The 24,561-nt window shown below is 45.7% G+C and carries 25 protein-coding genes, 1 other RNA gene and 1 other annotated feature; all 26 genes read right to left on the bottom strand.

Annotation, left to right across the window (positions count from 1 at the left end; translation table 11 throughout):
• Positions 1-3 precede the first annotated feature (3 nt).
• The 26 genes from dinD to DWV34_RS10910 all read right to left on the bottom strand — a co-directional run bounded on the left by dinD (position 4) and on the right by DWV34_RS10910 (position 24,555).
• The gene (dinD, locus tag DWV34_RS10800; protein ID WP_009291204.1) at positions 4-834 is read right to left on the bottom strand and encodes a DNA damage-inducible protein D; all 831 of its coding nucleotides are present in this window, start codon (positions 832-834) and stop codon (positions 4-6) included.
• 212 nt (positions 835-1,046) lie between these two features.
• Complete coding sequence (locus DWV34_RS10805) at positions 1,047-1,820, bottom strand: ABC transporter ATP-binding protein (RefSeq protein ID WP_009291203.1); 774 nt, start codon at positions 1,818-1,820, stop codon at positions 1,047-1,049.
• Complete coding sequence (locus tag DWV34_RS10810) at positions 1,817-2,698, bottom strand: ABC transporter permease (RefSeq protein ID WP_009291202.1); 882 nt, start codon at positions 2,696-2,698, stop codon at positions 1,817-1,819. Before DWV34_RS10810 ends, DWV34_RS10805 begins: the two co-directional genes overlap by 4 nt.
• A gap of 13 nt (positions 2,699-2,711) precedes the next feature.
• Positions 2,712-3,719, bottom strand: a complete 1,008-nt coding sequence (locus DWV34_RS10815) for an ABC transporter substrate-binding protein (protein ID WP_006567336.1) — start codon at positions 3,717-3,719, stop codon at positions 2,712-2,714.
• A 133-nt stretch (positions 3,720-3,852) separates the two neighbouring features.
• Positions 3,853-4,090, bottom strand: a binding site (T-box leader).
• A gap of 58 nt (positions 4,091-4,148) precedes the next feature.
• Entirely contained in the window at positions 4,149-4,784 is a 636-nt protein-coding gene (locus DWV34_RS10820) for a cell wall hydrolase (protein WP_006567338.1), read from the bottom strand.
• A 106-nt stretch (positions 4,785-4,890) separates the two neighbouring features.
• A complete protein-coding gene (locus DWV34_RS10825; protein WP_022261390.1) occupies positions 4,891-5,358 on the bottom strand; it encodes a GNAT family N-acetyltransferase in 468 nt (155 codons plus the stop codon).
• A 419-nt stretch (positions 5,359-5,777) separates the two neighbouring features.
• On the bottom strand, positions 5,778-6,791 hold the full coding sequence (locus DWV34_RS17670) for an InlB B-repeat-containing protein (protein WP_022261389.1): 1,014 nt from the start codon (positions 6,789-6,791) through the stop codon (positions 5,778-5,780).
• A 98-nt stretch (positions 6,792-6,889) separates the two neighbouring features.
• Complete coding sequence (locus DWV34_RS17675; RefSeq protein ID WP_009291198.1) at positions 6,890-8,461, bottom strand: hypothetical protein; 1,572 nt, start codon at positions 8,459-8,461, stop codon at positions 6,890-6,892.
• A 157-nt stretch (positions 8,462-8,618) separates the two neighbouring features.
• Positions 8,619-8,765 (bottom strand): hypothetical protein, encoded by a 147-nt coding sequence (locus DWV34_RS17405; RefSeq protein WP_022261388.1) that lies wholly within the window; start codon positions 8,763-8,765, stop codon positions 8,619-8,621.
• Positions 8,766-8,920: 155 nt separating this feature from the next.
• An RNA gene (rnpB, locus tag DWV34_RS10835) (RNase P RNA component class A) lies at positions 8,921-9,258 on the bottom strand.
• Positions 9,259-9,305: 47 nt separating this feature from the next.
• Complete coding sequence (locus DWV34_RS17680; protein WP_287629120.1) at positions 9,306-10,775, bottom strand: lectin like domain-containing protein; 1,470 nt, start codon at positions 10,773-10,775, stop codon at positions 9,306-9,308.
• Positions 10,672-11,487 carry a C1 family peptidase gene (locus DWV34_RS17690; protein ID WP_227051653.1) on the bottom strand — a complete coding sequence of 272 codons (816 nt, stop codon included), beginning with the start codon at positions 11,485-11,487 and terminating at the stop codon, positions 10,672-10,674. The genes DWV34_RS17680 and DWV34_RS17690 overlap by 104 nt, the downstream gene beginning before the upstream one ends.
• Before the next feature lie 113 nt (positions 11,488-11,600).
• Complete coding sequence (locus tag DWV34_RS10845; RefSeq protein ID WP_006567351.1) at positions 11,601-13,256, bottom strand: nucleoside kinase; 1,656 nt, start codon at positions 13,254-13,256, stop codon at positions 11,601-11,603.
• Positions 13,257-13,281: 25 nt separating this feature from the next.
• Entirely contained in the window at positions 13,282-14,064 is a 783-nt protein-coding gene (locus DWV34_RS10850; RefSeq protein ID WP_022261386.1) for a Nif3-like dinuclear metal center hexameric protein, read from the bottom strand.
• The gene (locus DWV34_RS10855) at positions 14,051-14,746 is read right to left on the bottom strand and encodes a tRNA (adenine(22)-N(1))-methyltransferase (RefSeq protein ID WP_006567353.1); all 696 of its coding nucleotides are present in this window, start codon (positions 14,744-14,746) and stop codon (positions 14,051-14,053) included. Before DWV34_RS10855 ends, DWV34_RS10850 begins: the two co-directional genes overlap by 14 nt.
• Before the next feature lie 11 nt (positions 14,747-14,757).
• Positions 14,758-15,852: an RNA polymerase sigma factor RpoD gene (rpoD, locus tag DWV34_RS10860; protein ID WP_009291195.1), complete on the bottom strand. Its 1,095-nt coding sequence runs from the start codon at positions 15,850-15,852 to the stop codon at positions 14,758-14,760.
• Positions 15,853-15,886: 34 nt separating this feature from the next.
• Entirely contained in the window at positions 15,887-17,644 is a 1,758-nt protein-coding gene (dnaG, locus tag DWV34_RS10865) for a DNA primase (RefSeq protein WP_118476225.1), read from the bottom strand.
• A gap of 81 nt (positions 17,645-17,725) precedes the next feature.
• Positions 17,726-18,733 carry a deoxyguanosinetriphosphate triphosphohydrolase gene (locus DWV34_RS10870; protein WP_006567356.1) on the bottom strand — a complete coding sequence of 336 codons (1,008 nt, stop codon included), beginning with the start codon at positions 18,731-18,733 and terminating at the stop codon, positions 17,726-17,728.
• A gap of 42 nt (positions 18,734-18,775) precedes the next feature.
• Complete coding sequence (locus DWV34_RS10875; protein ID WP_006567357.1) at positions 18,776-19,525, bottom strand: sigma-70 domain-containing protein; 750 nt, start codon at positions 19,523-19,525, stop codon at positions 18,776-18,778.
• A gap of 9 nt (positions 19,526-19,534) precedes the next feature.
• Entirely contained in the window at positions 19,535-20,362 is an 828-nt protein-coding gene (locus DWV34_RS10880; protein WP_006567358.1) for an undecaprenyl-diphosphate phosphatase, read from the bottom strand.
• A gap of 70 nt (positions 20,363-20,432) precedes the next feature.
• Positions 20,433-20,672 (bottom strand): DNA-directed RNA polymerase subunit omega, encoded by a 240-nt coding sequence (gene rpoZ / locus DWV34_RS10885; RefSeq protein WP_009291193.1) that lies wholly within the window; start codon positions 20,670-20,672, stop codon positions 20,433-20,435.
• Positions 20,673-20,686: 14 nt separating this feature from the next.
• Positions 20,687-21,301 carry a guanylate kinase gene (gene gmk / locus DWV34_RS10890; RefSeq protein WP_006567360.1) on the bottom strand — a complete coding sequence of 205 codons (615 nt, stop codon included), beginning with the start codon at positions 21,299-21,301 and terminating at the stop codon, positions 20,687-20,689.
• 13 nt (positions 21,302-21,314) lie between these two features.
• Entirely contained in the window at positions 21,315-22,196 is an 882-nt protein-coding gene (locus DWV34_RS10895; protein WP_054334902.1) for a YicC/YloC family endoribonuclease, read from the bottom strand.
• A gap of 83 nt (positions 22,197-22,279) precedes the next feature.
• Positions 22,280-22,813: a Holliday junction resolvase RecU gene (locus tag DWV34_RS10900; protein WP_006567362.1), complete on the bottom strand. Its 534-nt coding sequence runs from the start codon at positions 22,811-22,813 to the stop codon at positions 22,280-22,282.
• On the bottom strand, positions 22,795-23,784 hold the full coding sequence (locus DWV34_RS10905; RefSeq protein WP_006567363.1) for an RluA family pseudouridine synthase: 990 nt from the start codon (positions 23,782-23,784) through the stop codon (positions 22,795-22,797). Before DWV34_RS10905 ends, DWV34_RS10900 begins: the two co-directional genes overlap by 19 nt.
• Before the next feature lie 12 nt (positions 23,785-23,796).
• On the bottom strand, positions 23,797-24,555 hold the full coding sequence (locus DWV34_RS10910) for an SDR family NAD(P)-dependent oxidoreductase (RefSeq protein WP_006567364.1): 759 nt from the start codon (positions 24,553-24,555) through the stop codon (positions 23,797-23,799).
• Between the last annotated feature and the right edge of the window lie 6 nt (positions 24,556-24,561).

The following is a 24,561-nucleotide window of genomic DNA, read 5'->3' on the forward strand; positions in this document are numbered from 1 at the left end:
CAATCAATCCACAGACTCATCACCATGTACTTCAGACAATTTTCCTGCCTGCTCAGCAATTTTCTTTTCCTGAGACTTAACACGTCGTTCTAATTTTTTTATGTCCTCGGAAGGCGGCAGACTTTCCGGTTTAATTCCACGTTGTTCAAGCATATCCCTGACAGAATGATTATTTTGAATATGTTCGCCTGTAATAGAGACTTCACCCTGTAAGACTTTTTCTTCAACATTATAATTTGTCATTTCTGTTGCAAGGTTTTTTGCTGCAATAGTAAGTGTTGGAAGAAAGTCTGCCAAAGGTCGATTATCTTTCACACCAAGTCTCTTTTTCATTTCTTGTGTAGAATAACCACCAAATAATGCTTTGTCTCCTTTAGAACGAATACGTCCAAAGCCTGCGTCGTCTACACCTCGTTCGTAAATATTTTGAGACAGACGCTTTTCAGATTCACGAAGTCTGCCACGAGCCTCAGTGCGTTCAATTAAAGCAATACGCTCTTCAATCAATTCCTGTTTTCTTGTCTGTACCGCAAAATAACTTTGTGCAAATGCAATTTCTTCTTTTTTAGGATCACCATTTTGAGCAATCAAATAGCAGGCATAGCGAGTAAGCATATAATCTTTAATACTTCTTTTTGCACCACTGCCCAGTTCAACCATTTTCGTGACCTCACGAAAATGGTCTGATATCTTTATATCGGAAGTCGCACACGATTCCATTGCACGGCTGACTGCCTTATCAAAATTCTCCCAACGCTCATATCCGAGTAATTGCATTAGCTCACGGGCATACCAAAATTCAATATCAGCATCGTCGACATTATGGATAAACATATCATATTGTCGACGTATTTGTTCAATTTTTCTTTTTTTTACATTTTATCATGATTTTTTAATATTTTAAAATATTTAATTTCAAATCAACACAAAACACTTGTTCTTCCGATAAGTTAAGAAAAATCGGCATAGCCGATAGCCACGACTATGCCGATTTTTTAGGATAATTTACCCATATTAATTCTCACCAAATACCCGTATATGATCACTTAATTCCCAGTCTCTATACTGATTTCATTAAACTGATCCAACAGGTCTTCTATGGCAAGTGCTTCTTTTTCTTTTCCTGCCTTGTCTAAAACCGCCTGTCCCTGATGCATCATAATGAGACGGTTTCCATATTCCACGGCAAACCTGAGATTGTGCGTGACCATAATAGTCGTTAAGTTTTTCTCTCTGACGATCTTATCCGTCAGCTGCATGATCAGTTCCGCTGTCTTTGGGTCCAGCGCTGCCGTATGTTCATCCAGGATCAAGAACTCAATCGGCGTCATTGTGGTCATCAGAAGGGCCATCGCCTGCCGCTGTCCCCCTGACAGAGCACCGACCTTTGTTCCCATCATGTCTTCAAGTCCCAGCCCCAGCTGGGAAAGCATTTCACGGTAATGACTGATCCTTTTCTTGTTTGTTCCCAGCCCGAGTCCATACGCTCTGCCTTTATTGTCTGCCAGAGACATATTTTCAAGAATTGTCATGGAAGGACAGGTTCCCATGGCCGGGTCCTGATAAACTCTTCCGATCTTTCTTTGGCGGACAAACTCCTTCTGCTTTGTGATATCCTCACCGCCCAGGCTGATGGATCCTTTCTCAGGCTGGAGACTTCCGCAGATCAGGTTCAGCATCGACGTTTTTCCTGACCCGTTGCTGCCGATCACAGAAACAAAATCACCATTTTGGATCTTTAAATTAAAATCCTTAAACAGACAAATTTCATTCACCGTTCCGATGTTATAATATTTATCAATATTTTTAAGTTCAATCATGCTTTCACCTTCTTTTTCCGGTCCATGCTGATGATCAGGATCACAAGAAACAGGATCGCAGTGATCAGTTTAAGGTCCTGGGAGTCCAGTCCGATCTCGATGGCTGCCGCCACACAGGCTTTGTATATAACAGAGCCGATGATGACAGCAGTTGTTGCCTTTAACAGATTTCCTTTAAAAATGTTCGTCCCGATAATAACGCTGGCGAGACCAATGACGATGGTTCCGGTACCCATGGAGATTTCAAAAAATCTCTGCTGCTGACACATGACACTTCCCGCCAAAGCTACCAGACCGTTGGCGATAGAAAGGCCGACAATTTTTACAAACCCACTGTCTTTAGCAAGTGATGTGACAATTTTTTCATTGTCCCCTACGGCTCTGAGCAGAAATCCGGATTTTGTCTTTAAGTACAAGTCCAGGAGGAGTTTTGCGATCAGCATGATCAGCGCAATGATGATCAGTGTCTTATACGGCTCAAGCGCCTCCGGACATAATTTGTTGATAAAATCATTGTTAAAAATCGTATGATAGTTGAACAGAGGCACATTGGCACTTCCCCCGGTAATCCGCAGATTGATCGTATAAAGTCCCGTCATCATAATGATACCTGACAGCAGATCCCTGACTCTGAACTTTACGTGGATGATCCCGGTCAAAGCCCCTGCTGCCGCTCCCGCCGCCGTTGAAAGGATCAGCGAGAGGACCGGATTGAACCCATTCATCAACAGTACCGTGGTGATGGCGGCACCCAATGGAAAGGTACTGTCCACAGACAAATCCGGAAAGTCCAGTATTTTATAAGTAATGTATACGCCCAGAGCCATCACCGCATAGATGAATCCCTGCTCGAAGACGCCAATGATTAGTTGTTCCATTTTTTGCTCCTATTTATTTGCTTGCTTTAATTTCTGTGAATGTCTCTACTGCCTCTTTCTTAACATCTGAAGGCAGTTTAATTCCAAGATCTTTTGCCACCTTTTCGTTAAGATAGATGTCTCCCTGATTAAACGTTTCAAACGGAATTTCGGATGCTTTCTTCTCTCCCTTTAACACTTTGGCAGCCATTTTTCCTGTCTGTTCTCCAAGTTTTATGAAGTCAATCCCCACACATCCGATGCATCCTAATTTCACCTGTTCGATCTCTGAACCGAATACCGGGATCTTTGCCTTGTTTGCTTTTTCCAGATAAGTCGGCATTGAGCTTACGACCAGATTATCTGTAAGGTTTGTGATACAGTCTACTTTCTTGATCAGGCTGTCGGCTGCCATCGGCATATCTGCCGCCGCGCTGATTCCCTGAGTAATGATCTTAAAACCGTTCTTTTTAGCCACTTTCTCATAGGCTTCAATTCCCGCTTTAGAGTTAACCTCGTTAGTGCTGTACAGAATTCCTACATTTTTTGCCTTTGGAAGCACTTTACGGATCAGCTTCAGCTGTTTATCTGCAAGGATCAGATCAGAAGTTCCTGTAACTTCCCCTACATTTTTTCCGTCCTTGTCTACGAATCCTGCCAGTTCCGGTGATGTAACCGCAGTGTAGATAACCGGTGTCTTAGAATCAGAAGCTGCATTGTATGCGCTCTGGGCACTTGGTGTCGCAATGGCACAGATCAGGTCCATCTTCTTGGAAGCAAAGTTTGAAGCGATCTGGTTATCTGCAGCGGTATCAGCCTGAGCATTTTTATAAGTGATCTTTAAATTTTTTCCTTCCTTGATTCCTTCTTTTTCTAACCCCTGGATAAAACCTTTGCGGCAGTTATTTAAAGATTCATGCTCTGCAAACTGCTGAATTCCGATTTGATAGCTTTTGTCCTCACTTTTTTTTGAACATCCTGCAAATAATAATGTTGCCGCCAATACTGCGCTGCATCCTGCTGCTAATAATCTCTTTTTCATAACTTTTTCTCCTTTTCTCTACAATCAATTTTTTGCACTTATAGAGATAAACAAATACTGTGGTCCGGAGTTTTTTATTTCATAAGGAAGGTCATAGAACTTTCCTATGGAATAAAAAACGCCCCAAGCTAACGCTTGAGGCGGATATCCGCGGTACCACTCAAATTGGCATCATAAAAAATGCCCACTCTTTTCATATACCATCATATATGCCCTGTTGTGTAACGGGTCGGGTGCCCGGCAACTCCTACTGTGGTTCAGAACTGCCCTCGAAAGTCCATTCATCAGGGAATTCATGCTGCAATCCCACCATCTGCAGCTCTCTTAAAATCCTTCTGCTCCTGACTACTACTCTTTCTCATCGGTTTATCACTATATGATAGAATAATAATACTTTTCTTTTTACGTGTCAACCCCGAATTTTCACTCTTATTTATAAAAAGAATGTCCCTGATAAGTGAACAGTTTCGTCAGCGCCCTGTCAAACCAGGACACATTTCTTGGATTCGCCATTGTCTTTTCCACAAAATATAAAGCGCCCTCTGAGTAGTCTTCTCCCTCCAACGCCCGCTCCACACTTTCCCGTGTAGACGCTTTGATCGTCACAGAATTATACCGTCCGTCTGCTGTCGGAGAAAACTGCACACTGCCATTGGTCCTCTGGAACACGACCTGTTCGATGGTGTTTGGAAATTCCTTGGAACGGACCCTGTTTAATATCACATTTGCGACTAAGATTTTACTCTTCATGTCTTTGTCAGTAGCTTCTGCTTCCACAATCCTAGTAAGAATTGCTTTCTCTCTTGTAGATATTTTTCCTTTGAGGCCTTTGACATCCTGTACTTTTTCAATCTGACGTTCTATATTTAACTTTTTAATCAGTGCTTTTCTCTCTTTAAACTGCTTCTGTTCTTCCAACAGTTTCCTCTGGATAAGCTGATCAACGCCATTTTCGCCCTGCGGCGGCTGAAATAAAGTATCACTTGCAAAGACCTGCTGCCCTACGCTGCATAAGCCAATCGCACAAGATATGGCTGCTACTTTCCATTTTTTCTTCAATGTCATATACACTCCTTTAATATAGTGTATGACATTTTTGAAACATTATTCACACTTTTGTAAAATTTAAGTCCAATTTCAGAGACATCTGCATTTCTTTACATCATAAATTTTATATCGTCATGACATAAATATCATTTTCCGTATTTAAAACAAATCCACAGGACAGCAGCAAACCACAGGACGCTGCATTCTCCTGTTCAGGCTGTACAACAATCCTCTCAGCATCACCATGGCATCTGATCTTCTCTATCAGCTGTTTTACAATTTCTTTCCCAAATCCTCTGTGGATGCAGTCCAACTCACCAATCATATAATCGACACTGTAAGATCCGCCCATTTCCGTGTATCCTCCCCATAGTTCATCACTGTCTTTACATGCATAGTATTGACAGAAGCCGATTGGTTTATTTTCATACTCAACGATAAAATGATGAATCCAGCAGAAAGCACTGTCCTGCTTTTCGACTTCTTCGATCCAATCCAATGGCTCATGGTACCACTTTGCAACATGCGGCATCCTAAGCCATTTTTTAAAGACAGGGAGATCTTCCGCATTCATTGTTCTTAGATTCAGCATACTCATTTCCTCCTGCATATACATTCGTTAAAAGACAACACGCATCTGTACACAATACATGGAGTATGTTTTATCTCTCAGAAAACATTTTCTATCACTGCCGTGACAGGGTATTTCCTGGGTAATAAAAAATTCCCCTTATCTACATTATAAAACATAAATAAAGGGAATGATACTATGACATTTTCCACATGACTTCCGTTCGGCTCTTAGAATGCCTCACTCCAATCATGTGGAAAATGGACGGAATGTCTGTTGGAGATGGGCTTCCGTCAAAAAAAGTGCCACTTTTCGAAAGTTATTTATCGCTATTGGAGGAGCGCATTTCAAAAGCGCGACGGAAATAGTGGTAAATAACTCATGACATTTTATCTGCTGGAGCAGGCTGCTTAGATATCAAAGGTGGCACCTGCGATAGTTTAACTAATTTTTCTCTTCTTTCTAAGACAACATAAAATACCTGTTCCTCCCAAAAGGCCCAGCACCACCCATACAGTTTTAAATTCTTCTCCTGTCTTCGCTGTCTGTTCGTTTTTCCGGATCTCTTTATATTTCCAATTCTTATTTTTTTCTGATGTACCTTTTTTGTTTTCTTTCCCTGAAGTATCCTTGTCTGCCTTCTCAATTTCAGCTTTCTTCCATTTCGCTCTTAAAGTCATATTCTGATGCACCGGATCTGAAAAATTCCACTTGGCTTCTTTTCCATTCTCATCGGTATAATACCAGCCCATAAATTCATAGCCGTCTCTCTTTGGATCTTTCGGCTCGATCACCTGATTTCCTCCTCTGACCGTCTGAGTCACCGGAGTATCATAGCCTCCGTTGGAGTCAAACTTCACTTTGTGGTCTCCGGTCAGCGTGATCTTTACCTGAACTTTTGTCCCGTCCTCTATAAAAAAGGTCAGAGAAAATTCTCCGGTCCTGCCCGCCGTCTTAGCTTCGTTCAGTACTTCCCATTGTTTCGGATCGATGGATGGTTCCACGGTATTCTTGCTCTGGTCTTTCGCTTTTGCCCTGCAGAGTTCCAGAAGCTCTTCTTTTGTAAACGCCTCTCCTCCTGTTGGATGGGTCCCGTTATTTGCAGCCAAAAATGCTTCTCCATGGTCCGGATCTAATTTGGCACTGTCCGTTCCCTGATCTCTTAAATATACTTGGACCGTCACCTCTGTTCCACCGGGTGCCTTTATAGTCAGCGGAAAGTTTCCGGTCTCACCCGCCGTCTTTGCCTCATTGATCCTCTTGATTTGATCCGGCTCTGAAAAGGTGATGCTGTCTCTTTCCACTGATTTTCCATCTTTGTCAAATGCTTTGACGGCAGACAGTTCTTTCAGTTGTTTTTCGGTAAAGCCGTCTCCTCCGGTCCTGCTGATAATATTCATTCCTTTGATCGTTTCACCGCTATTCCGGATCTGTATCTGTCCCAGTTTCATCATATTTCATCAAAGAAACCGTGACTTTTGCCCCGGCATGTAAAGGTCAGTTCAAACACACCAGATATCCCGGCTGTCTTTGCCTGGTTAATCTTTTCAAACTATTTTTTGTCTATAGAAAAACCATCCAGTGAAATGGTCGTTCCATCTTTATCTTTGCCTTTCAGTTCTCCATAGATCTTGAGTTCCTCCTCGGTAAACGCATCTCCTCCGGTATCCTTCTCAAAGTTATTGGCTCCGATCGTCGGGTCCGGATCCTCCGGGTCCATCCCCGCGGCATCTGTGCCGTCGTCTCTCAGACAGACATTAGCCGTCACTTTTGTGCCGTTTGAGGTCTCAAACGTCAGAGGGTAATCCCCAATCTTTCCCGCCCTTTTCGCCTCATTTAAATCTTGTATCTGTTTTTCATCAAAGAAACTGATCTGATCATCCTCCAGGTCATTTCCTGTTTTGTCTTTTGCCGCCACCTTCGTGAGCTGTTTTAGCTGTTCCTTTGTAAATCCGTTTCCTCCAGTTTTGCTGATAATATGATTGGCTCCGATCTGTTCATTTGTCTTTGACTCCACGGTATTTTCATCACGGAACGGCCCAAAATAGGCCACTGTATAAAATTTCCCTACATGGATCTGTGTGTCAGATTTAAACGGTGTCCCTTCCATGAAGGTATAACTGTCCATAGAATCTCTGTCCTGGACATAGCCCTGATAACCTTCCTGAGGAGATGACACGAACCGGCCGAATTTCGTAGGAATTGTAAAGCCCGGATAATCAGTTGATCCAATACCCGGAGCATTACTGCTCTCATCTCCTTTTGCGATGACTAAAGTATCCCCTCCGCTGATCACAATATTATCAAGGGAGGATGTACAGACTGCTCCGATGCCGGGACCATAGCTTCCTCCGATCGCTTCGACTCTTCCTCCGGTGATCGAAAGGCCGTCTATATTGACCCATACGCCTCCTCCGAGCCCGGCGCAGCCATAATTGCCCTCAGCTTTAATATTTCCTCCTGTTATAGAAAGGTTGCTTACTTTCTGATTGGCAAATGATATAGCACTGTTGTCGCCGTACACAGAATCATGTGTAAATTTATAACTTGTCAGACAGGCTCCTCCGATACCGGGACTGTGATATCCTCCTTTTGCCACAATATTCCCGCCCTTGATGATGAGATTCGCCAGACCGCACTCGCCGTCTTTTTGTGTTCCTCGAAGGCTGTTTCCAATGGCTCCTGCATGATATTGGTCATCTTGTCCTGATGCTGTAAGGCTTCCGCAGCTGCTGTCACAGCGATGTCCTTTTTCATCCGCCTTCTCACACTGGAGGATCAGTTCCCCGTCCACTCCGTCTTTTGTAATGGCGTTACCTTCATCTCCTTTATATCCGTCCTTTTCGTTTCCTGATTTACAAAGCAGTGTATTATTTCTTCTGAGTGTCATCGTCACATAGGCGTGGGAGACATTGATGCAGTCCATCTTTGTTTTATCACAGGTAATACTGACATCGCTCAGGGTAATCTCTGTCCTGACACCTTTTTCCACAATCACGTTGTACTTTGTCGTAGTCCCTGTGATCCAGTATCCCTTGGGATTTAGAGTTCCGTCGTCCTTTGCAGTTCCTCCGACCGAAGCTCCAGTCTTCGTGATCCGGACATCTCCTTCACTGACATCCAAAATAGTCTGTCCGTTCTCCGCAGTGTCTCCGGACGTTTTCGCTGCCTTTTTCTTTGTCTTCGGCTGCCTCCCTTTTAGTTCATTCTCATTGGGTTCTAAAGTCTTGTTTTGGACTTTGCTGCCACCCTTAGATTCTGCCTGTTTCTCCGGGTTTTCTTCAGTTAATCCAGAAATACCCCCCCCCGGATTTTCCAGGTATTTCCTGTTCTGTATCCAATGCTCTAAGCATTTCCGGCCCGGAACTGATGCCCAGCGCCAGTGTAAGCGCGGCAGCAGCCATACACCTTTTCCATTGTTTCTTCATTCTTTCCCTTCCTTTCCTGCCTGACAAGTGCACTTTTCGCAGACAAATGGTTTTTGACTTTATAAGACCTCTTTTAAAAAGAATAGGTTAGACAACAAAAGACACCAGATTTTAATCTCTGATGTCTTGTCTGCAAATTTTTTTCAATTAAAATGGAATTTAGCTAATCTATAAGCCGGGTTCTGTCTTAAATGATCATCTATCTCGACTTGCTGTTGCCAGCAAGCTCCAGCGGCACACCGAAAAGCGGACCGGGCAAGCCCATAGCTTTTCTCCTGCCTTGCTTCGGATGGGGTTTACATGTGCCTTGCCTGTTACCAGCCAAGCGGTGGGCTCTTACCCCGCCTTTCCACCCTTACCGGCTAATACCGGCGGTTTATTTCTGTTGCACTGGCCTGAGGGTCACCCCTACCGGACGTTATCCGGCATCCTGCCCTGCGAAGCCCGGACTTTCCTCACCAAAAGACTTTGGCGCGATCATTCGGTTAACTAAATTCCGAGTGGAATTATACCATGTTCTCATGTGTCCCGTCAAACAATTTAATAAATCTTAACCATGTAGGATACCTTGTATTTTCCACAGTAAGCGGTGACTTTCACTTTGCCTTTTTTCTTTTTGGCCTTGAATTTACCGCTTGTCTTTCCGATCGATGCCAGCTTTTTATTGCTGACTTTCCATCTCACTTTTCCGGAGACACCGTATTTTTTCACTTTAAAGGTATAAGATTTCTTTTTCTTTATCCTTGCTTTTTTCTTAGAAAAAGCCAAACGCTTCTTACTCACCCTAACCTTACATTTTAAGCTGTAATTTTTACCCTGCTGCGTAACCTTTGCCGTGATAACCGCAGTCCCTGCTTTTTTACCGGTAACTCTGCCGGAAGAATTCACTGCTGCCACAGACTTTTTAGAACTGGAAAACGTGACCTTTGCACCTCTCACTTTGTTCTTTACAGTAATAGATGAACTGTTTCCTTTATAAATACTGAGTGAACTCTTTGAAACTGATGGTTTGATATAAGTCACAGCCGGTTTTGCCGTAGTTGCCGTCGGTTTTGGTGCAGCCGTTGCAGGCGGCGTCTGCGGAACAGAAACGGCCGGTGTATCTGCCGGTTTTGAAGCAGTTGTCCCGCTGTTTCCGGCCTTCACCTTATCGTTGGAAAATAATTTAACCAATGCGTTGCCCGTTTGATATACCCCATTTAACGGCTGCAATGATGTTACATCTCTGCCCGAACCGCCAAAATTATATTTTAGCTGGGTTTGTCCCGCCGTACAATCCATTTGAAATTCATCTGACTGATCCTCCTGCAGTTCAAACGGATAAAAATATTCGGTCCTTCCTTCTTTTTTGAAAGAAATCTGAAGCTCCGCACGGTATACTTTGCCTTTCTCCATATCAAACGAGGAGGAACCGAAAGGAATCGTGTAAAATCCGGCATTCTGTGCCGTATATTCTTTGGAAACCAACGACTTATTACTCTGGTCCTGATAAACCTGAACTTTGACGCTGCAGTTTGCTGCTGGAACATAAACTCCGCATGCGGTTAGCTTTTCATTGTCTCTGGCCGTAAATTTATTGACTCCAACCACGGGACTGGTGCCTGCCGTAAACAAAGCGTCTCCAAATCCTGCCCCGTCATATTGATAAATATTCTGATAAGTATGCGCGGTCTTACTTCCGTTATAGTTCACATTCTCAGCTTCAAAAACCGTAGGTTCAGAAAGGGATTTGTCATAATACGAAATATAGAAATATCCGCTGTCACCCCAGTCAACGTCCCAGCTGTTTTTCACAAGGAACGCACCGTTTCCGGGAGGCGTAACACTGAAATTATCTTTGCTGTAATTGTCGTCCCAGCCGACAATGGTAATCTCATGATCTGCGTATTTATCCCCGTCATAATAATTAAGATGTTGTAGTTCTTGAAGATCCGGTTTTGCTGCCAAAACGATAATATCCCGAATGTGAATTGCCCGTGTAATATCCGGCACTGACAGCGCCTTTTTCATATACAGCCCGCTTCACTGCCTGCACCCCTGCAGCACTATGTACGGTTTCATCATTGCCGTTTTCCAGATTAATCTCCGGCAGATACAGTGCATTTTTAAGATGGATATAAGATTCCGTCTGATACTTTTCTGACGGATCAGAAGCCCATATCTGACTGAACGGGAGGACTGATTCATCCACCGCCCCATACCATCTGGCCAGTGTCGGCACTGAGAACCAGCGGCTTCCTCCAATCGTGTAGTCGCTTTCTCCGGACCGATTCAAAAAACTGTCGTTTCCCGCGTATTTGCTCTTGTCCCGGTCTTTATTCTGTCCATGAAAGGTAAAATAAGCAAGTTGTCTCTCCGATAAATTAATCGATGAAGAAGCGGTTCCTGCTGTCATCATCACAGATTCAAGGGAAGCCATGGCACCAAAAGTCCAGCAAATACCGGTATTCTCCTGGGTTTTTACTCTGGTATGCTCTGCCGTATATGAGTCCGGCAGCTGTGCCGCCCGTTTTCTGCTCTTATCCGTCTGCGGCTGCAGCAAAGCTGCATCCTCATATTCTATAATTCTTCTCCCGCTGCGCACTGCCGTTTTTCCAATGAGATCAAACTCCAGATCTTCTGTGTTAATCTCATCAGCATGAACATCAAAGGAAGTCAAAGCCGTACACGACACGGCGGCAGCAAGTGCCAGACTCATCAATCTGCGTTTCCAGTTATACATTATTCATTATCCCCCTAATCTTGATTCCCCGCTATCCTAATTCTCCATAAAAATCTCTCTCATAAATTAAGATAGAGTTTCATCCCGATTAGTTAGATAAAAAAACGGAACCGTCAAGTCTCAAAGCAGCTTCCCCCAATGAACTCTCTCAAAAGAGACGTCTTCGGTATATCCTCACTTTTCACACTCAGGAAATAATCCAAAAACTTCAGCAGGCGCTTGGATTCCTGATATTCCGGACATCCCGGGCTGATCTGAAATAAAAGCGGCTCCGCATACTGTTTCAACACAGCCAGCTCGTAAATCTGGGCAGAGTTAAACATGATGTCCGCTTCCTCCTGGTAAGGGAAAATATTCAGTTCCTCACCCCTGCGCACAGATTCCCACCGTCCGATGGTCGTCTTTGCATCCGTTCCCCTGTGCCTTGCATCCCTCACGATCCTTCTCAACAGACGGCCGTCGGAGCTGGGTATCCGGTTGTGTTCGTCTATATTGATCTGACTCAGCGCGCTGACATAAATCTTATATTTATCTTCTTCCGAAATCTCACTGGACAGCATCCCGTTCAAGCCATGGATTCCCTCGATGACCAGCACATCATCCGGTCCGATCTTTTTATAATTCCCTTTGTACTCCCGTTTTCCTGAAACGAAATTATAGGTTGGGAGCTGTACCTGCTTCCCGGCCAAAAGACAGTTGATATCTTCGTTGAACAATTCCAGATCAAGAGATGCGATCGTCTCGAAATTATAGTTGCCCTCCTCGTCCCTGGGAGACAGCTCTCTGTCTAAGAAATAATCATCCAGAGAGATTGGGTGCGGAGTGAGCCCGTCGATCTGAAGCTGAATGGCAAGGCGGTGGGAGAATGTCGTCTTCCCGGAAGAAGACGGACCTGCGATCAGGACAACCTTTTTCCCGTCGTCCACGATCTTTGAAGCAATATCAGCCAGAAGCTTCTCCTGAAGGGCCTCCTGCACGAGAATCAGGTTATTGATATCGCCGTTGGTGATCTCTTCGTTGAGAGCCCCGACCGTGTCCACTCTCATAAGCTTGCTCCAGGATCTGGACCTCTGCATCACATGAAACAGCTTTGGCTGAGGCGTAAATCTTGAAACGGAATGGAGATGATCCCGTCTCGGGATCTGAAGAACAATTCCTCCCTGATACGCATCTACATAAAAATCCTGGATATATCCCGTACTGGGTGCCATATACCCATAAAAATAATTCTCATATCCGTCCAGAGAATATACATTGGTTCTGGAAACCCTGCGGAACCGGAAGAGCCTCACTTTCTCTTTCATCCCCTGCTGTGCAAATCTTTTTCTTGCCTCAAACGTATTGTAGGAAATTTTTTTGATCTTTAAATCCTGTCTCACCAATTCCCGCATTTTATTCTGGATTTTTCTCGCCAGATCGTCGTCCACTTTTAGATCATCGAGAGAAAATTCACAGAAGGTACTGTTGCCGATGGAGTAATTCATTGTGATGCGGTTTGTGCACCCTTCTCCCAGCACTTCCTCACAGGCCTTTAAAAATACGAAATTTACCGTCCTCTTATAAGTCATATATCCGGTCTGCTCCTCATTCGTCACAAACCGGATATCACAGTCTTCATCAATCGTATGGTGAAGCTCTCTAAGCTTCTCTCCCGTATAAGCAAGCAAAATAACTGGGGCGCCCGGTCTCTGAAATCTTTTCGCAAGTTCCTCCAGAGCCGTGCCCTCTTTTACACTGATCTTTGTTCCTTCTACTGTTACATTCAGCATATTCAGCCATCAACTCCTCTCTGCTCTATTTTACGTCAAACGGACATTTTGTATGACTCAGGATGATCTCACACACCGGTACATTTTTTTCGAGAAATTGTCCCATAAAATCTACAAAAATCTTTTCCAGACCGTGATGGCCTGCGTCGATGACTGTAAGGCCCAGTTCCATGGCATCCAGCCCTTCATGATGTCCGATATCCCCGGTTAAAAACAAATCTGCTCCTGTTCCGGCCGCCTGCTGTTCCATATGTCTTCCGGACCCTGGAACAGCCGCAATCTTTTGGATTATTTTTCTTTTATTTCCAAACAGCAGAACATGTTCTATACCGAACGTATTTTTTACCACTTCCGCAAAATCCCCTGCTGACATGGGGCGCTCAAGTTCTGATACTGTTCCGATGCCCTTCAAAATACCGTCTTCTGTACATGTCATTTCTACCGGAGCCAGACTCTTGAGTCCCATCGCCTCACAGACGATCCTCCCCATATGCACCACATCGAAATTCGTGTGCATGGCAAAACAATTCACACCGTTTTCTATCAGCTTCAGAAGTTTTTCCGGTGTGCCCGGCTCATCGGTAATGCTCTTTTGGGGAGAAAAAATAACAGGGTGGTGAGTCAGCAGAAAGTCCACCTTTTGTCTGACTGCTTCTTCCACCACCCCTTTATCCGCGTCCAATGCGACCATGATTTTATGGATCTCTCTGTCTCTTCTCCCTGTAAGAAGTCCCACGTTATCCCACTCCATGGCATAACGCGCCGGCACATAATCTTCCAATATCTTCATCAGTTCACTGCATTTCATAGTTTTTCAGTGCCTCCTTTATCTCTCTGAGAATACAGGACAGTTCTCCTGCCCTGCGCCTTAGATGTTCTGAATCCTTTCCCTCAAAAGAGTCAAGGATCTTCTGTTTGTCATTCAGCTCTTTCGTCAGGTACTCCTTCATCAGGGGATCTTTTAATCCTGTAAGATAAGTGCCGTAAGAATACTGCCAGGACTCGCCGTAAGATTGCCGGCCCCTGACAGCTTTTATGACAATATAATATTTCCCGTCTTCCTTTATCAATGCTTCTTTTTCGATGGCAAACCCATGGCTGTGCAGGAATCTCCTGACTTTCTCCCAGTGGGACTGGGGGGAAAGAACCAGTTCTGAAAGCCTGAAAAGCCTGTCCTCTCCCCTCATTAAGATCTGTTCCATCAGGTCTCCGCCCATTCCGGCAATCACTGCACTGTCTGCATCCATCGGGAGTTTCTCCATACCGTCCGATAGGATGCACCGGATCTTTCCGTTCAGTCCTTCTTTCCTTATGTTCTCCGAGGCCCTTTCAAGCGGTCCCCGATTGACATCCATGGCATATGCTTTGTCCGTCATCCCTTCGGAGGTCAGATAAATGGGTATGTATCCATGATCTGTCCCTATATCGGCGACACACATCCCTTCGGACACAAAAGAAGCAATTATTTTTAACCTTGATGACAATTCCATATTTCACCCGATCAGTCTAAATAGTCTTTTAATTTTCTGCTGCGGCTCGGATGTCTCAGCTTTCTCAGAGCCTTGGCCTCGATCTGGCGGATTCTTTCCCTGGTGACGTTGAACTCTTTTCCTACCTCTTCCAGCGTCCTTGCACGGCTGTCATCCAGTCCGAAGCGCAGTCTTAACACCTTCTGCTCTCTCTCCGTCAAAGTTCCGAGCACTTCGCTCAGCTGTTCTTTCAGCAGTGTAAATGCCGCCGCATCCGCCGGCACCGGAACATTGTCATCCTGAATAAAGTCTCCGAGGTGGCTGTCTTCTTCCTCTCCGATCGGTGTCTCTAAAGATACCGGTTCCTGGGAAATCTTTAAAATCTCCCTCACACGGTCCACTGGAATATCCATCTCCTCGGCGATCTCTTCCGGAAGCGGCTCTCTGCCGAGTTCCTGAAGGAGCTGCCTGGACACACGGATCAGCTTGTTGATGGTCTCCACCATATGGACAGGGATACGGATCGTTCTTGCCTGGTCGGCAATGGCTCTGGTGATAGCCTGGCGGATCCACCATGTGGCATACGTACTGAACTTATATCCCTTCCTGTAATCGAATTTTTCTACTGCCTTGATAAGACCCAGATTTCCCTCCTGGATCAGATCCAAAAACAGCATCCCACGTCCCACATAGCGCTTCGCAATGCTGACTACGAGACGCAGGTTGGCTTCCGCAAGCTTTTTCTTGGCTTCCTCATCACCTTCCTCCATCCTCTGGGCCAGACGGATCTCCTCATCCGCGCTCAGCAGAGGTACCTTTCCGATTTCCTTTAAATACATGCGCACCGGGTCCTCGATGCTGACTCCGTCCGGGATCGTCAGGTCCGCTTCTTCCTCGATCTCTTCCTTGATCTCCAGATCTTCGTCGTCCTCTCCCTCGGGGATCGTGAGCACATCGACTCCGTTTTGTTCCAGGTAATCAAAAATTGCCTCCATCATATCCGATGTCAGCTTAAAATCTTTAAAATATGTCTCAATCTGGGCATACTCCAGAAAATTTTTATTTTTCTTCCCCAGTTCTACTAAACCTGCCAGCTTCTCGCTGAATTGTAACATTGTTTCGTCCATTGATTTCCTTCCTCTCATACCTATTTTAACCAACCTAAATCGAAATATGCAGCTTTGCCAGTCTGCCTTTTTCCTGGATCAGCTCCTGCCATTTCATAATGTCGTTGGATTCATTCATCTTGTGTTCAATGCTGTCTTCCTTTACCTTCCGGACAATGTCGGTCAGCGCCTTGTCATTGTCCTCGGGCAGAGGCTTTAATTTCAGCGTCGTATTGAACAGCTCCGCAATTTTCTTCTGGTCTTCCATATCCGTATACTGATTCAGTATCTTAGCCGGCATCACTTTGCCGTCCCTCTCGTATTCTTCAAAGAGCAGCATAGCAGCGCCGTGATAGATCGGCTCAATAAAATCATCCGGTCCGATGATCCCGGCAAGCTTCTGAAAAAGTACCGGCTCGTTGACCAGCCAGGTGAGCAGCAGCTTCTGAGGCTCCTGCCTTTTTTCTTCTTTTTTTACTTCCGCCGGTCTCCGCTCCTGTTCCTTTGGTTTCTCCTGTACATATCCGCTGGTGCCGTAATACTCCACCAGATCTTTCAGTTCCTTCACACCCATAAAATATTCCCTGGACACGGCTTCGCAGTAGTTGTTCCTCTCCAGAGGTTCCCTTATACCAGACAAAAGTTTTGCCGCCTCATGCTGGAACTTAGTTTTTTCCTCCGGATCATCCTGATTGTACTTTCCCGCTGCCACCGATATCTGGAACATGAAACTGCTCCTGGCTTTCTGTATGCGGTTTTTCAGTTCTTCGCTTCCCAGTTCCTTTATAAATTCATCAGGGTCTTTGTACGGAGTGAGATCGAGAACCCTGACCGTGAGGCCTGCCCCTTTGAGAATGGGTATCGCCCTTAAAATCGCCCTCTGACCGGCCTCATCGCTGTCAAAAGAAAGGATCACTTCGTTCGTATAACGTTTGAGAAGCATCCCGTGCCCCTCGGTAAACGCCGTTCCCAAAGCCGCCACCGCATTTGTGAATCCGGCCTGATGCATGGAAATGACGTCCATATATCCTTCGCATAAAATGATAAACTTCTCTCTGGAACTCCGGGCAAAATTCAGTCCGTAAAGATTCCTGCTCTTGTCAAACAGTTTCGTCTCCCTGGAATTTAAATACTTAGGGCTTCCGTCTCCCATGACCCGTCCCCCGAATCCTATGACACGGCTGTTGACATCCTGAATCGGAAACATGACCCTGTTCCAGAATTTGTCACTGCCTCCTCTGGCCTCGTCAATAGTGACCAGTGCAGAATCCTTCAGTTCTTCGTCGGAAAAGCCCTTGCTCTTTAAAAACCGGTAGAGGTCATCCTGATAAATATCTGCGTATCCAAGGCCGAACTTTTTGATTGTCTCCCCGGTAATCCCGCGTTTTGTAAGATAGGCAAGTCCTTTTTCCCCTCTTTTGCTGTGAAGGAGGATATAAAAATAATTGGCTGCCATCTTATTCATCTCTTTTAATTGTGCCTTGGCGTCTGCCTGCTGCTTTGCTTCTGCGCTGAGTTCCTGTTCCGGAAGTTCCATCCCGGCCCGCTCCGCCAGATACCGCACGGCTTCCGGAAATGTAAAGTTCTCATATTCCATAATAAAAGTAAAGACATTGCCGCCGGCCCCGCATCCGAAACAGTAATACATCTGCTTGTCCCTGCTGACAGAAAACGACGGTGATTTTTCATTATGGAAAGGACAGAGTCCGAAATAAGAACTTCCTTTCCGCTTGAGCGGTACATAGGAAGAGATCAAATCCACGATGTCATTGCGGCTTCTGACCTCTTCAATAATGTCATCTCCGTATAACAACAGCCTGTCCTCCTATCTGTGTGATAAATGTCCTCTATATATATTATTCTACATAAACTGATTCATTCCTTTTTATTTTTCTCACTTTTCCAGCCAGAACTTCGGAATGAAGATTTCTTTGTATGTCTCGATAGCAAAATGGTCCGTCATTCCCGCAATATAGTCACAGGCAGCCTGTTCTTTGGACTCTGTGACACCAATCCTTTCTCTGGAGTAAGCAGGAAGAAGGTCGGTATGGTGAAGATAATATTCAAACAGCGGCTCAATGATATGGTGCACCTTTCGTTCTTCTTTTTTCGTTTGAGGGTTGAAATATACATGATCAAACATGAATCTTCTGAGACCGAACATCGCAGTGTGGATTTCATCAGACATTAAAATATCGTCCCGGTCCTCGCTGTGCTTTACAATGTCATGAATGATTGTATTGATCCGCTCCCGCACCGTATTACCAAGCACGTCTGTGTACTCTGCCGGAAGATCCGATTCTTTCATGACTCCTGCCCGTATAGAATCATCTATATCATGGTTGATGTAGGCGATCTTGTCAGCCAGGCGCACAATCTTTCCTTCCAGGGTAGACGAAATGCTGTGAGTAGAGTGGTTTTTCATCCCCTCCCGGACTTCCCAGGTAAGATTCAGCCCATTTCCGTTCTTCTCCAAAAACTCCACAACCCTGACGCTCTGCAGATTATGGCGGAATCCTTCGGGATTTAATTCGTTCAGCGTTCTCTCCCCCGCATGGCCGAACGGCGTATGTCCCAGGTCATGTCCCAGGGCAATGGCTTCCGTCAGCAGTTCATTTAAGTTCAGGGCCCTGGCTATGGTCCTGGCATTCTGCGCCACCTCCAGTGTATGCGTAAGTCTCGTCCGGTAGTGGTCTCCTTTTGGAGACAAAAACACCTGTGTTTTGTCCTTTAAACGCCGAAAAGCCTTGCAGTGGACGATCCGGTCCCTGTCTCTCTGGAAACAGGTCCGAAGTTCGCACTCCACTTCAGGCTTTTCTCTCCCTTTTGTCCGGCTGCTCTGTGTCGCATATGGACTCAGCAGCTTAAGCTCTGTCTGTTCCTGCTTTTCTCTGATGTTCATTGCCCCACCTCTTCCTGCATATGGGCGGCCGGAACATCCGGCCTATTTCCGGGTAATGTCTGTCTCAACGACAGAGATCGCATCAAGGGACATCTTCATGATCTCCTTTACTTCCTCTTCCGTCATCTTGAGATGATCCGCAAGTTCTCCTGCAGTTGCCTCTCTTCCAAGGTCTTCTGCCAGAAATCGGGCTGCCTCGTCCAGGCGGTTGGCCTTTCTTGCCATCTGTTCTCCCACCGAGTCCGTATTCATCTGCTCGGAAACGGCTTTCTTCATTGCCGACTCCGCTGCTTCCCGTAAAAACTTTTCAGCCTCCTTTGGCTCTCTGTCTCCAAGTTCAAATACAGCCTCTATAAGGCCCATATTACCCTCCTGGATCAGATCTCCAAGCAAAACACCGTGCCCTGTGTAGTTCCTGGCATCCAGTGCCACGTCGGCAAGCATACTCTCAATCAGTTCATTTTGGACGTCTTCCCCGTCTGCCAGCCTTACAATCAATTCCCGTACTTTTTTGGGATCGGAGCCTCCCAGCTCTTCGAGCTCCTCCTCATAAAACCGGATCACTCCCGGATCTGTCTCTTCTTTCTGTAATTCCTTTTTCGGGCTTTTTTCATACCCCTCCACCTGCACCCCGGCTTCCACAAAGTAGTCGCAGAGCATGGTCTCGATCTCATCCGTGATGTCCATTCCTCCGAAATATGATAAAATATCTTCCTTCCGGATCTTATCGCCCCCGGCCTTTGCGACCTCTAAAAGCTCCTGCATCCCTTTTAAAAACAACTCTTTCTCCATGTAATTCTCCTATTTAAAAAACATAAAATATCCGATGACCAGAATACCAAGTATGATCCTGTACACCCCAAACGCCTTAAAATCATGCCGTTTTACATATCCCATCAAAAACTTAATCGAAACAATGGATACAAGGAACGAAACGATCATTCCTATGGCCAGCACCACAAGCTCTGTTCCGGTAAAGGAAAGCCCGAATTTTAAGATCTTTAAAAGGCTGGCTCCGAACATGACCGGAATTCCAAGAAAAAATGAAAACTCTGCCGCCACGGTCCTGGAACATCCGATCAGAATACCTCCCACAATGGTAGCTCCGGAACGGGATGTGCCCGGAATCAGAGACAATACCTGAAACACTCCAATGATAAAGGCCATCCGGTATGTAAGCCCCGAGAGAGAATCCATGCCTCTTCTCCTGCTTCTCTCGTTATGATTTTCAATGACGATAAATAAGACACCATAGATGATCAGCGTTGCCGCAACAACCACCGGGTTAAAAAATCTGTCATGAATAGCATCGTCAAACAGTATGCCGATGACTGCCGCCGGAAGGACCGCAAAGATCACTTTATACCAGAGTACCATGGTCTCATGTTTCTGCTTCCGGTTCTTTTTTGGAGAGAGCGGATTCAGCTTGTGAAAATAGAGCACGACCACCGCCATGATGGCGCCCAGCTGGATCACCACGTCAAACATCTCTTTAAATGCCGCCGAGACGTTTAAGTTTATGAACTCATCCACTAAGATCAGGTGTCCGGTGCTGCTGATTGGGAGCCATTCCGTGATGCCCTCCACAATTCCTAAAATGATTGTTTTTAAGATTAATATAAGATCCATGTCTGTTCCTTTCAAGATGATATTTGAAAAGGGTGACTAGAAAAAATCCTATTCACCCTTCGTGCTTTCTCTATTCTTCGTCTTCTCCATCCTGAAGAATCTTTACTTTATTGCTCCGTATCTCCTCGACTGCCGTGGAAAGAGGCTTCTGTTCGTCTGCATCTTCCGTAAGCGGCATATCTCCTCCGATCAGCTGTCTGGCTCTCTTGGCACTGGCAATGACAAGTGAGTAGCGGCTGGTGATGATATTCTTGTCTTCGTCATCTCCATTGATGACCTGCATTAATTCTGAATATGATGGGTGTAGCATAAATATGATTCCTCCTATAAGGTTTTTAATCCTTCCATTGTTTCTTTTACCAGATCCATGTTGTGTCTGCGCTCACAGGACTGTGCGGTGACCACCGCATGCACCTGGCCGACGCACACTTCCAGATCGTCATTGACGATAATATAATCATACTGGCACATGTCCTCGGACTCTTCCACCGCCCTTGAAAGCCGCTTTGCTATGACTTCCTCAGACTCCGTTCCCCTTCCGATCAGGCGGTTTTTGATCTCCCCGGCACTGGGAGCCGTGATGAAGATCAAAAGAGCATCCTCGTACTGTTCCCTGATGGCAAACGCCCCCTGTACTTCAATCTCCAGTATGACATTATGCCCCGCGTTGAGCTCATCTTCCACGAACTTCCGCGGCGTGCCGTAAAAATTTTCTACATATCTAGCATATTCTATAAATCCGTTGTAGTCAATCAGGTTTCGAAACTCTTCTTCCGTCTTGAAAAAATAGTCTCTTCCGTCCACTTCCCCTTCCCGGGGCTGCCTGGTCGTCGCGGAGACCGACAGACTGTATCCGTACTTCTCCACCAGGCGCTTTGCCACTGTGCCTTTTCCAACGCCGGAAAATCCGGATAAGATGACCAACGCACCTTTTTTCATCGTTTTATCCTCCCTACTCGATATTCTGAACCTGTTCCCTGACCTTTTCCACATTGGTCTTCAGCTCGATGGCGTGGTTGGAAAGCTCCACGTCACTGGACTTGGACAAGATCGTGTTGGCCTCCCGGTTCATTTCCTGGGCAAGGAAATCCAGTTTTCTTCCGACGCTTTCTTTCTCATAGAGCTCTTCCTGCATGGCCTTGATATGGCTCTTAAAGCGGACGATCTCTTCATCCACGGATATTTTGTCTGCATATAAGGTGACCTCTGCCGCAATCCTGTTTTCATCGATCCCAGCATTTTCTAAAAATTCTTTTACTTTATCTTCCAGTTTCGTACGGTATTCCTGAATAATAGACGGAGAACGCTCGGCGATAAACTCAATATCGTCTTCCATCCGGGCGAGCTTTCCTTCCATATCCTCCAAAAGTCTTTTCCCTTCCACTGTCCTGGATTCCACAAATTTTTTGCCGGCTTCCTTAACCGCTGTTTCGATCAGGCTCCACCACCGGCTCTCGTCAAAAGTCTCTTCTGTGAGAGAGAGCACCTCTGGAAACTGAGCCAGGCGTTCTGCCGTGACCGACACCGGAATTCCAAACTCTTCTTCCATCTGATGAAAGGCATCCATATACTCTTTTGCCACCGCGCGGTTATAGTGGAGACCTACGCTGGTCTCGGACAAGTCTTCATATGATATGGACAGATCGATCTTTCCCCTGTTCGCATACTGTTTAAACAGGTTCCGGACATCCGCCTCAAACATAGTAAATTTTTTCGGTATCTTTAATGAGATATCACAGTATCTGTGATTGACTGATTTCACCTCAACGGTGATCGTCTGATTGTTGTCATTGGATACGACGCTGCGCCCAAATCCTGTCATACTTCTAATCATTGGTCTATCTTCTTTCTGTGTATTCACTTGCCGGACGTAACGGCTGTTTCAATGTTTTATTATACGAAAAACAGCAGGCTAAGTCAACGCCTCCCGGCCAATAGTTTATTCAGGCACTCTAAATAATGCAGGATCATACCTTTTTTCATAGGAACAAAGAATCCTGCATCCAGTTCCTCAAATTTAAAATGCTTGGGACCGCCGTTTAACTGCCTGTTCCAGTATTTCATTGTCTCCTCAAAAGACATGAAGTAACAGGCCTGCCTGTGGGTAAAATAGATCAGCAGAAAGCTTATGCCACCCTGTTTTTCAAACCTCTCCATAAATTCTATTTGGTGTTCATGGATATTATGTAAGGGAAATACGTCGTTTCCGCACTCTTTGGCGTCAAAACAAACAGGATATCCCTGGACAGCCCCCATATAGTCCACCGTACTTTTCTGGTCAAAATATGCTAAAGTGATCTGCCGGGTGGTCTTGTCAAACCGGACCGGCTTTATGGATGTGGGGATCTTCTGGATCAGAGCCAGCCCCTGTTCCTTATACTTTTCATTTGTGTGGTTGACCAGTTCTTCAAGGACCGATCCCCTCAATCCTTTTAAATTCCAGGTTCCCATACGACTCTCCCAAACAATTCATTTGCTGTCCTTAAAAATGTTTCCGGAGGCTCTGCGGCAACGGTCCTGCCGGACAGCTCCCCGCACCTTTTCATCCCTTCGGGAAACTCGAGGCAGCCGCAGTGCAGCAGCTGGTGCTTTACTCCGAACTTCTGCTTCATCTGCAGATTGACACCCCTGTCTCCGTACTTGGTATCCCCTGCCAGAGGAAATCCCATCCCGGCTAAATGGGCCCGGATCTGATGGGTCTTTCCGGTGATCAGTTCCACCCTCAGGAGCGTAAAGCCGTGCCCGGCTGCCATCGGCTCATAGGCTGTCTCAATCCGGCTTCCTCCGCTGATCTTTCGCTCCGAAAAAGAAACTTTGTTTTCTCTGTGGTCTTTACATATATAACCGGAAATTCTTGTTTTTTTGTTCACCATGCCCTTCACAATACAGTAGTAATATTTTCTCACAGAGCGGTCTCTCAGCACTTCCGCCATCGTCTGAAGCCCCTCCAGAGAGATCCCCGCGATCAGCAGACCCGTCGTATTCCTGTCTAAACGGTTGCAGACAGACGGACGGACCAATTCCAGGTCAGACTCTTTTAAAATGCCGTGTTCCAGGCAATAGGGAACGATCAGCTCATTCACCGATATATCCGACGGCTTTGCTTTCTGTGACAGCATCCCGTAAGGCTTATTGATGATGAGCACATTGGAATCCTGATAAATCACAGAAAGATCTGCCTTCCTCCTCTCCGCCCTCGGTTCTTCCCGGAAAGAAGCAATGGTCGCATCCGCCATATAAACACACACCACATCGCCGGATTTCAGCTTTTCACTTCCCGATGCCTTTTTTCCGTTCAGTTTAATATTCTTTTTACGGAGCATCTTATAGAGAAAGCTTTTCGGAGCCTTATTCAGATATTTTGCCAGCAGTTTGTCCAGCCGCTGTTCTTCTTCCCGGTCTGAGATTCTGATTTCTTTCATTCGGGTTCCCTTCTAGCCTATCAGTCTGACGATCAGACCGCTCGGCAGCAGCTTGCACAAAACTCTCACCGCCTTCATGGAAAGCCCGTAGACAGAGACCGCCCGGCCTCTCTTTACATCCCTCAGAGCCTTCTTTACCACTTTTTCAGGCTTTGCCATCGCAAGCTTTTTATATAGTTTCATTTCTTTTTTTTGATAGGCCGTATCAAAGAACTCGGTCTTTACCGGTCCCGGACAGACGGCCGTCACAATAATTCCTCTCTTTTTCAGCTCCTGTCTCAATGCCAGGCTCAGATTCAGTACATAGGACTTTGTCGCCGCATAGACTGCAAATCCCGGCTGAGGTACAAATGCCGCAGAAGATGCCACTTGTACGATACGTGCCTTTCTTGGCATATACGGCAGCACGGCTCTGGTGATCCTCGTGAGAGCGAGACAGTTCACTTTCACCATCTGATCCAGCATCTCTTCCTCCTGCCGGTCAAACTTCCCGGCCAGTCCGAGCCCGGAACAGTTCACCAGCACATAAACTTTCGGCTTTTCTTTTGCCAGGATATTTCTGATCCGTTCGGCGCTGTCCTTTTTCGCAAGATCCAGAGGAATCGGCCGGATCACGATGTTGGAAACCAGCACCCCAAGTTCAAATAAGCGGTCTGCCCTTCGCGCCACCACCCAGATCTCATCTAAAAATCCATGACTCTTTGCCGTCTGAATGACAAACTGCCTTCCCAGCCCTGAGGAAGCACCTGTAATAATCGCTACTTTCTTCATGTTATC

This window comes from Anaerostipes sp. AF04-45, from assembly GCF_003461725.1.
Classification (GTDB): Bacteria; Bacillota; Clostridia; order Lachnospirales; family Lachnospiraceae; genus Anaerostipes; species Anaerostipes caccae.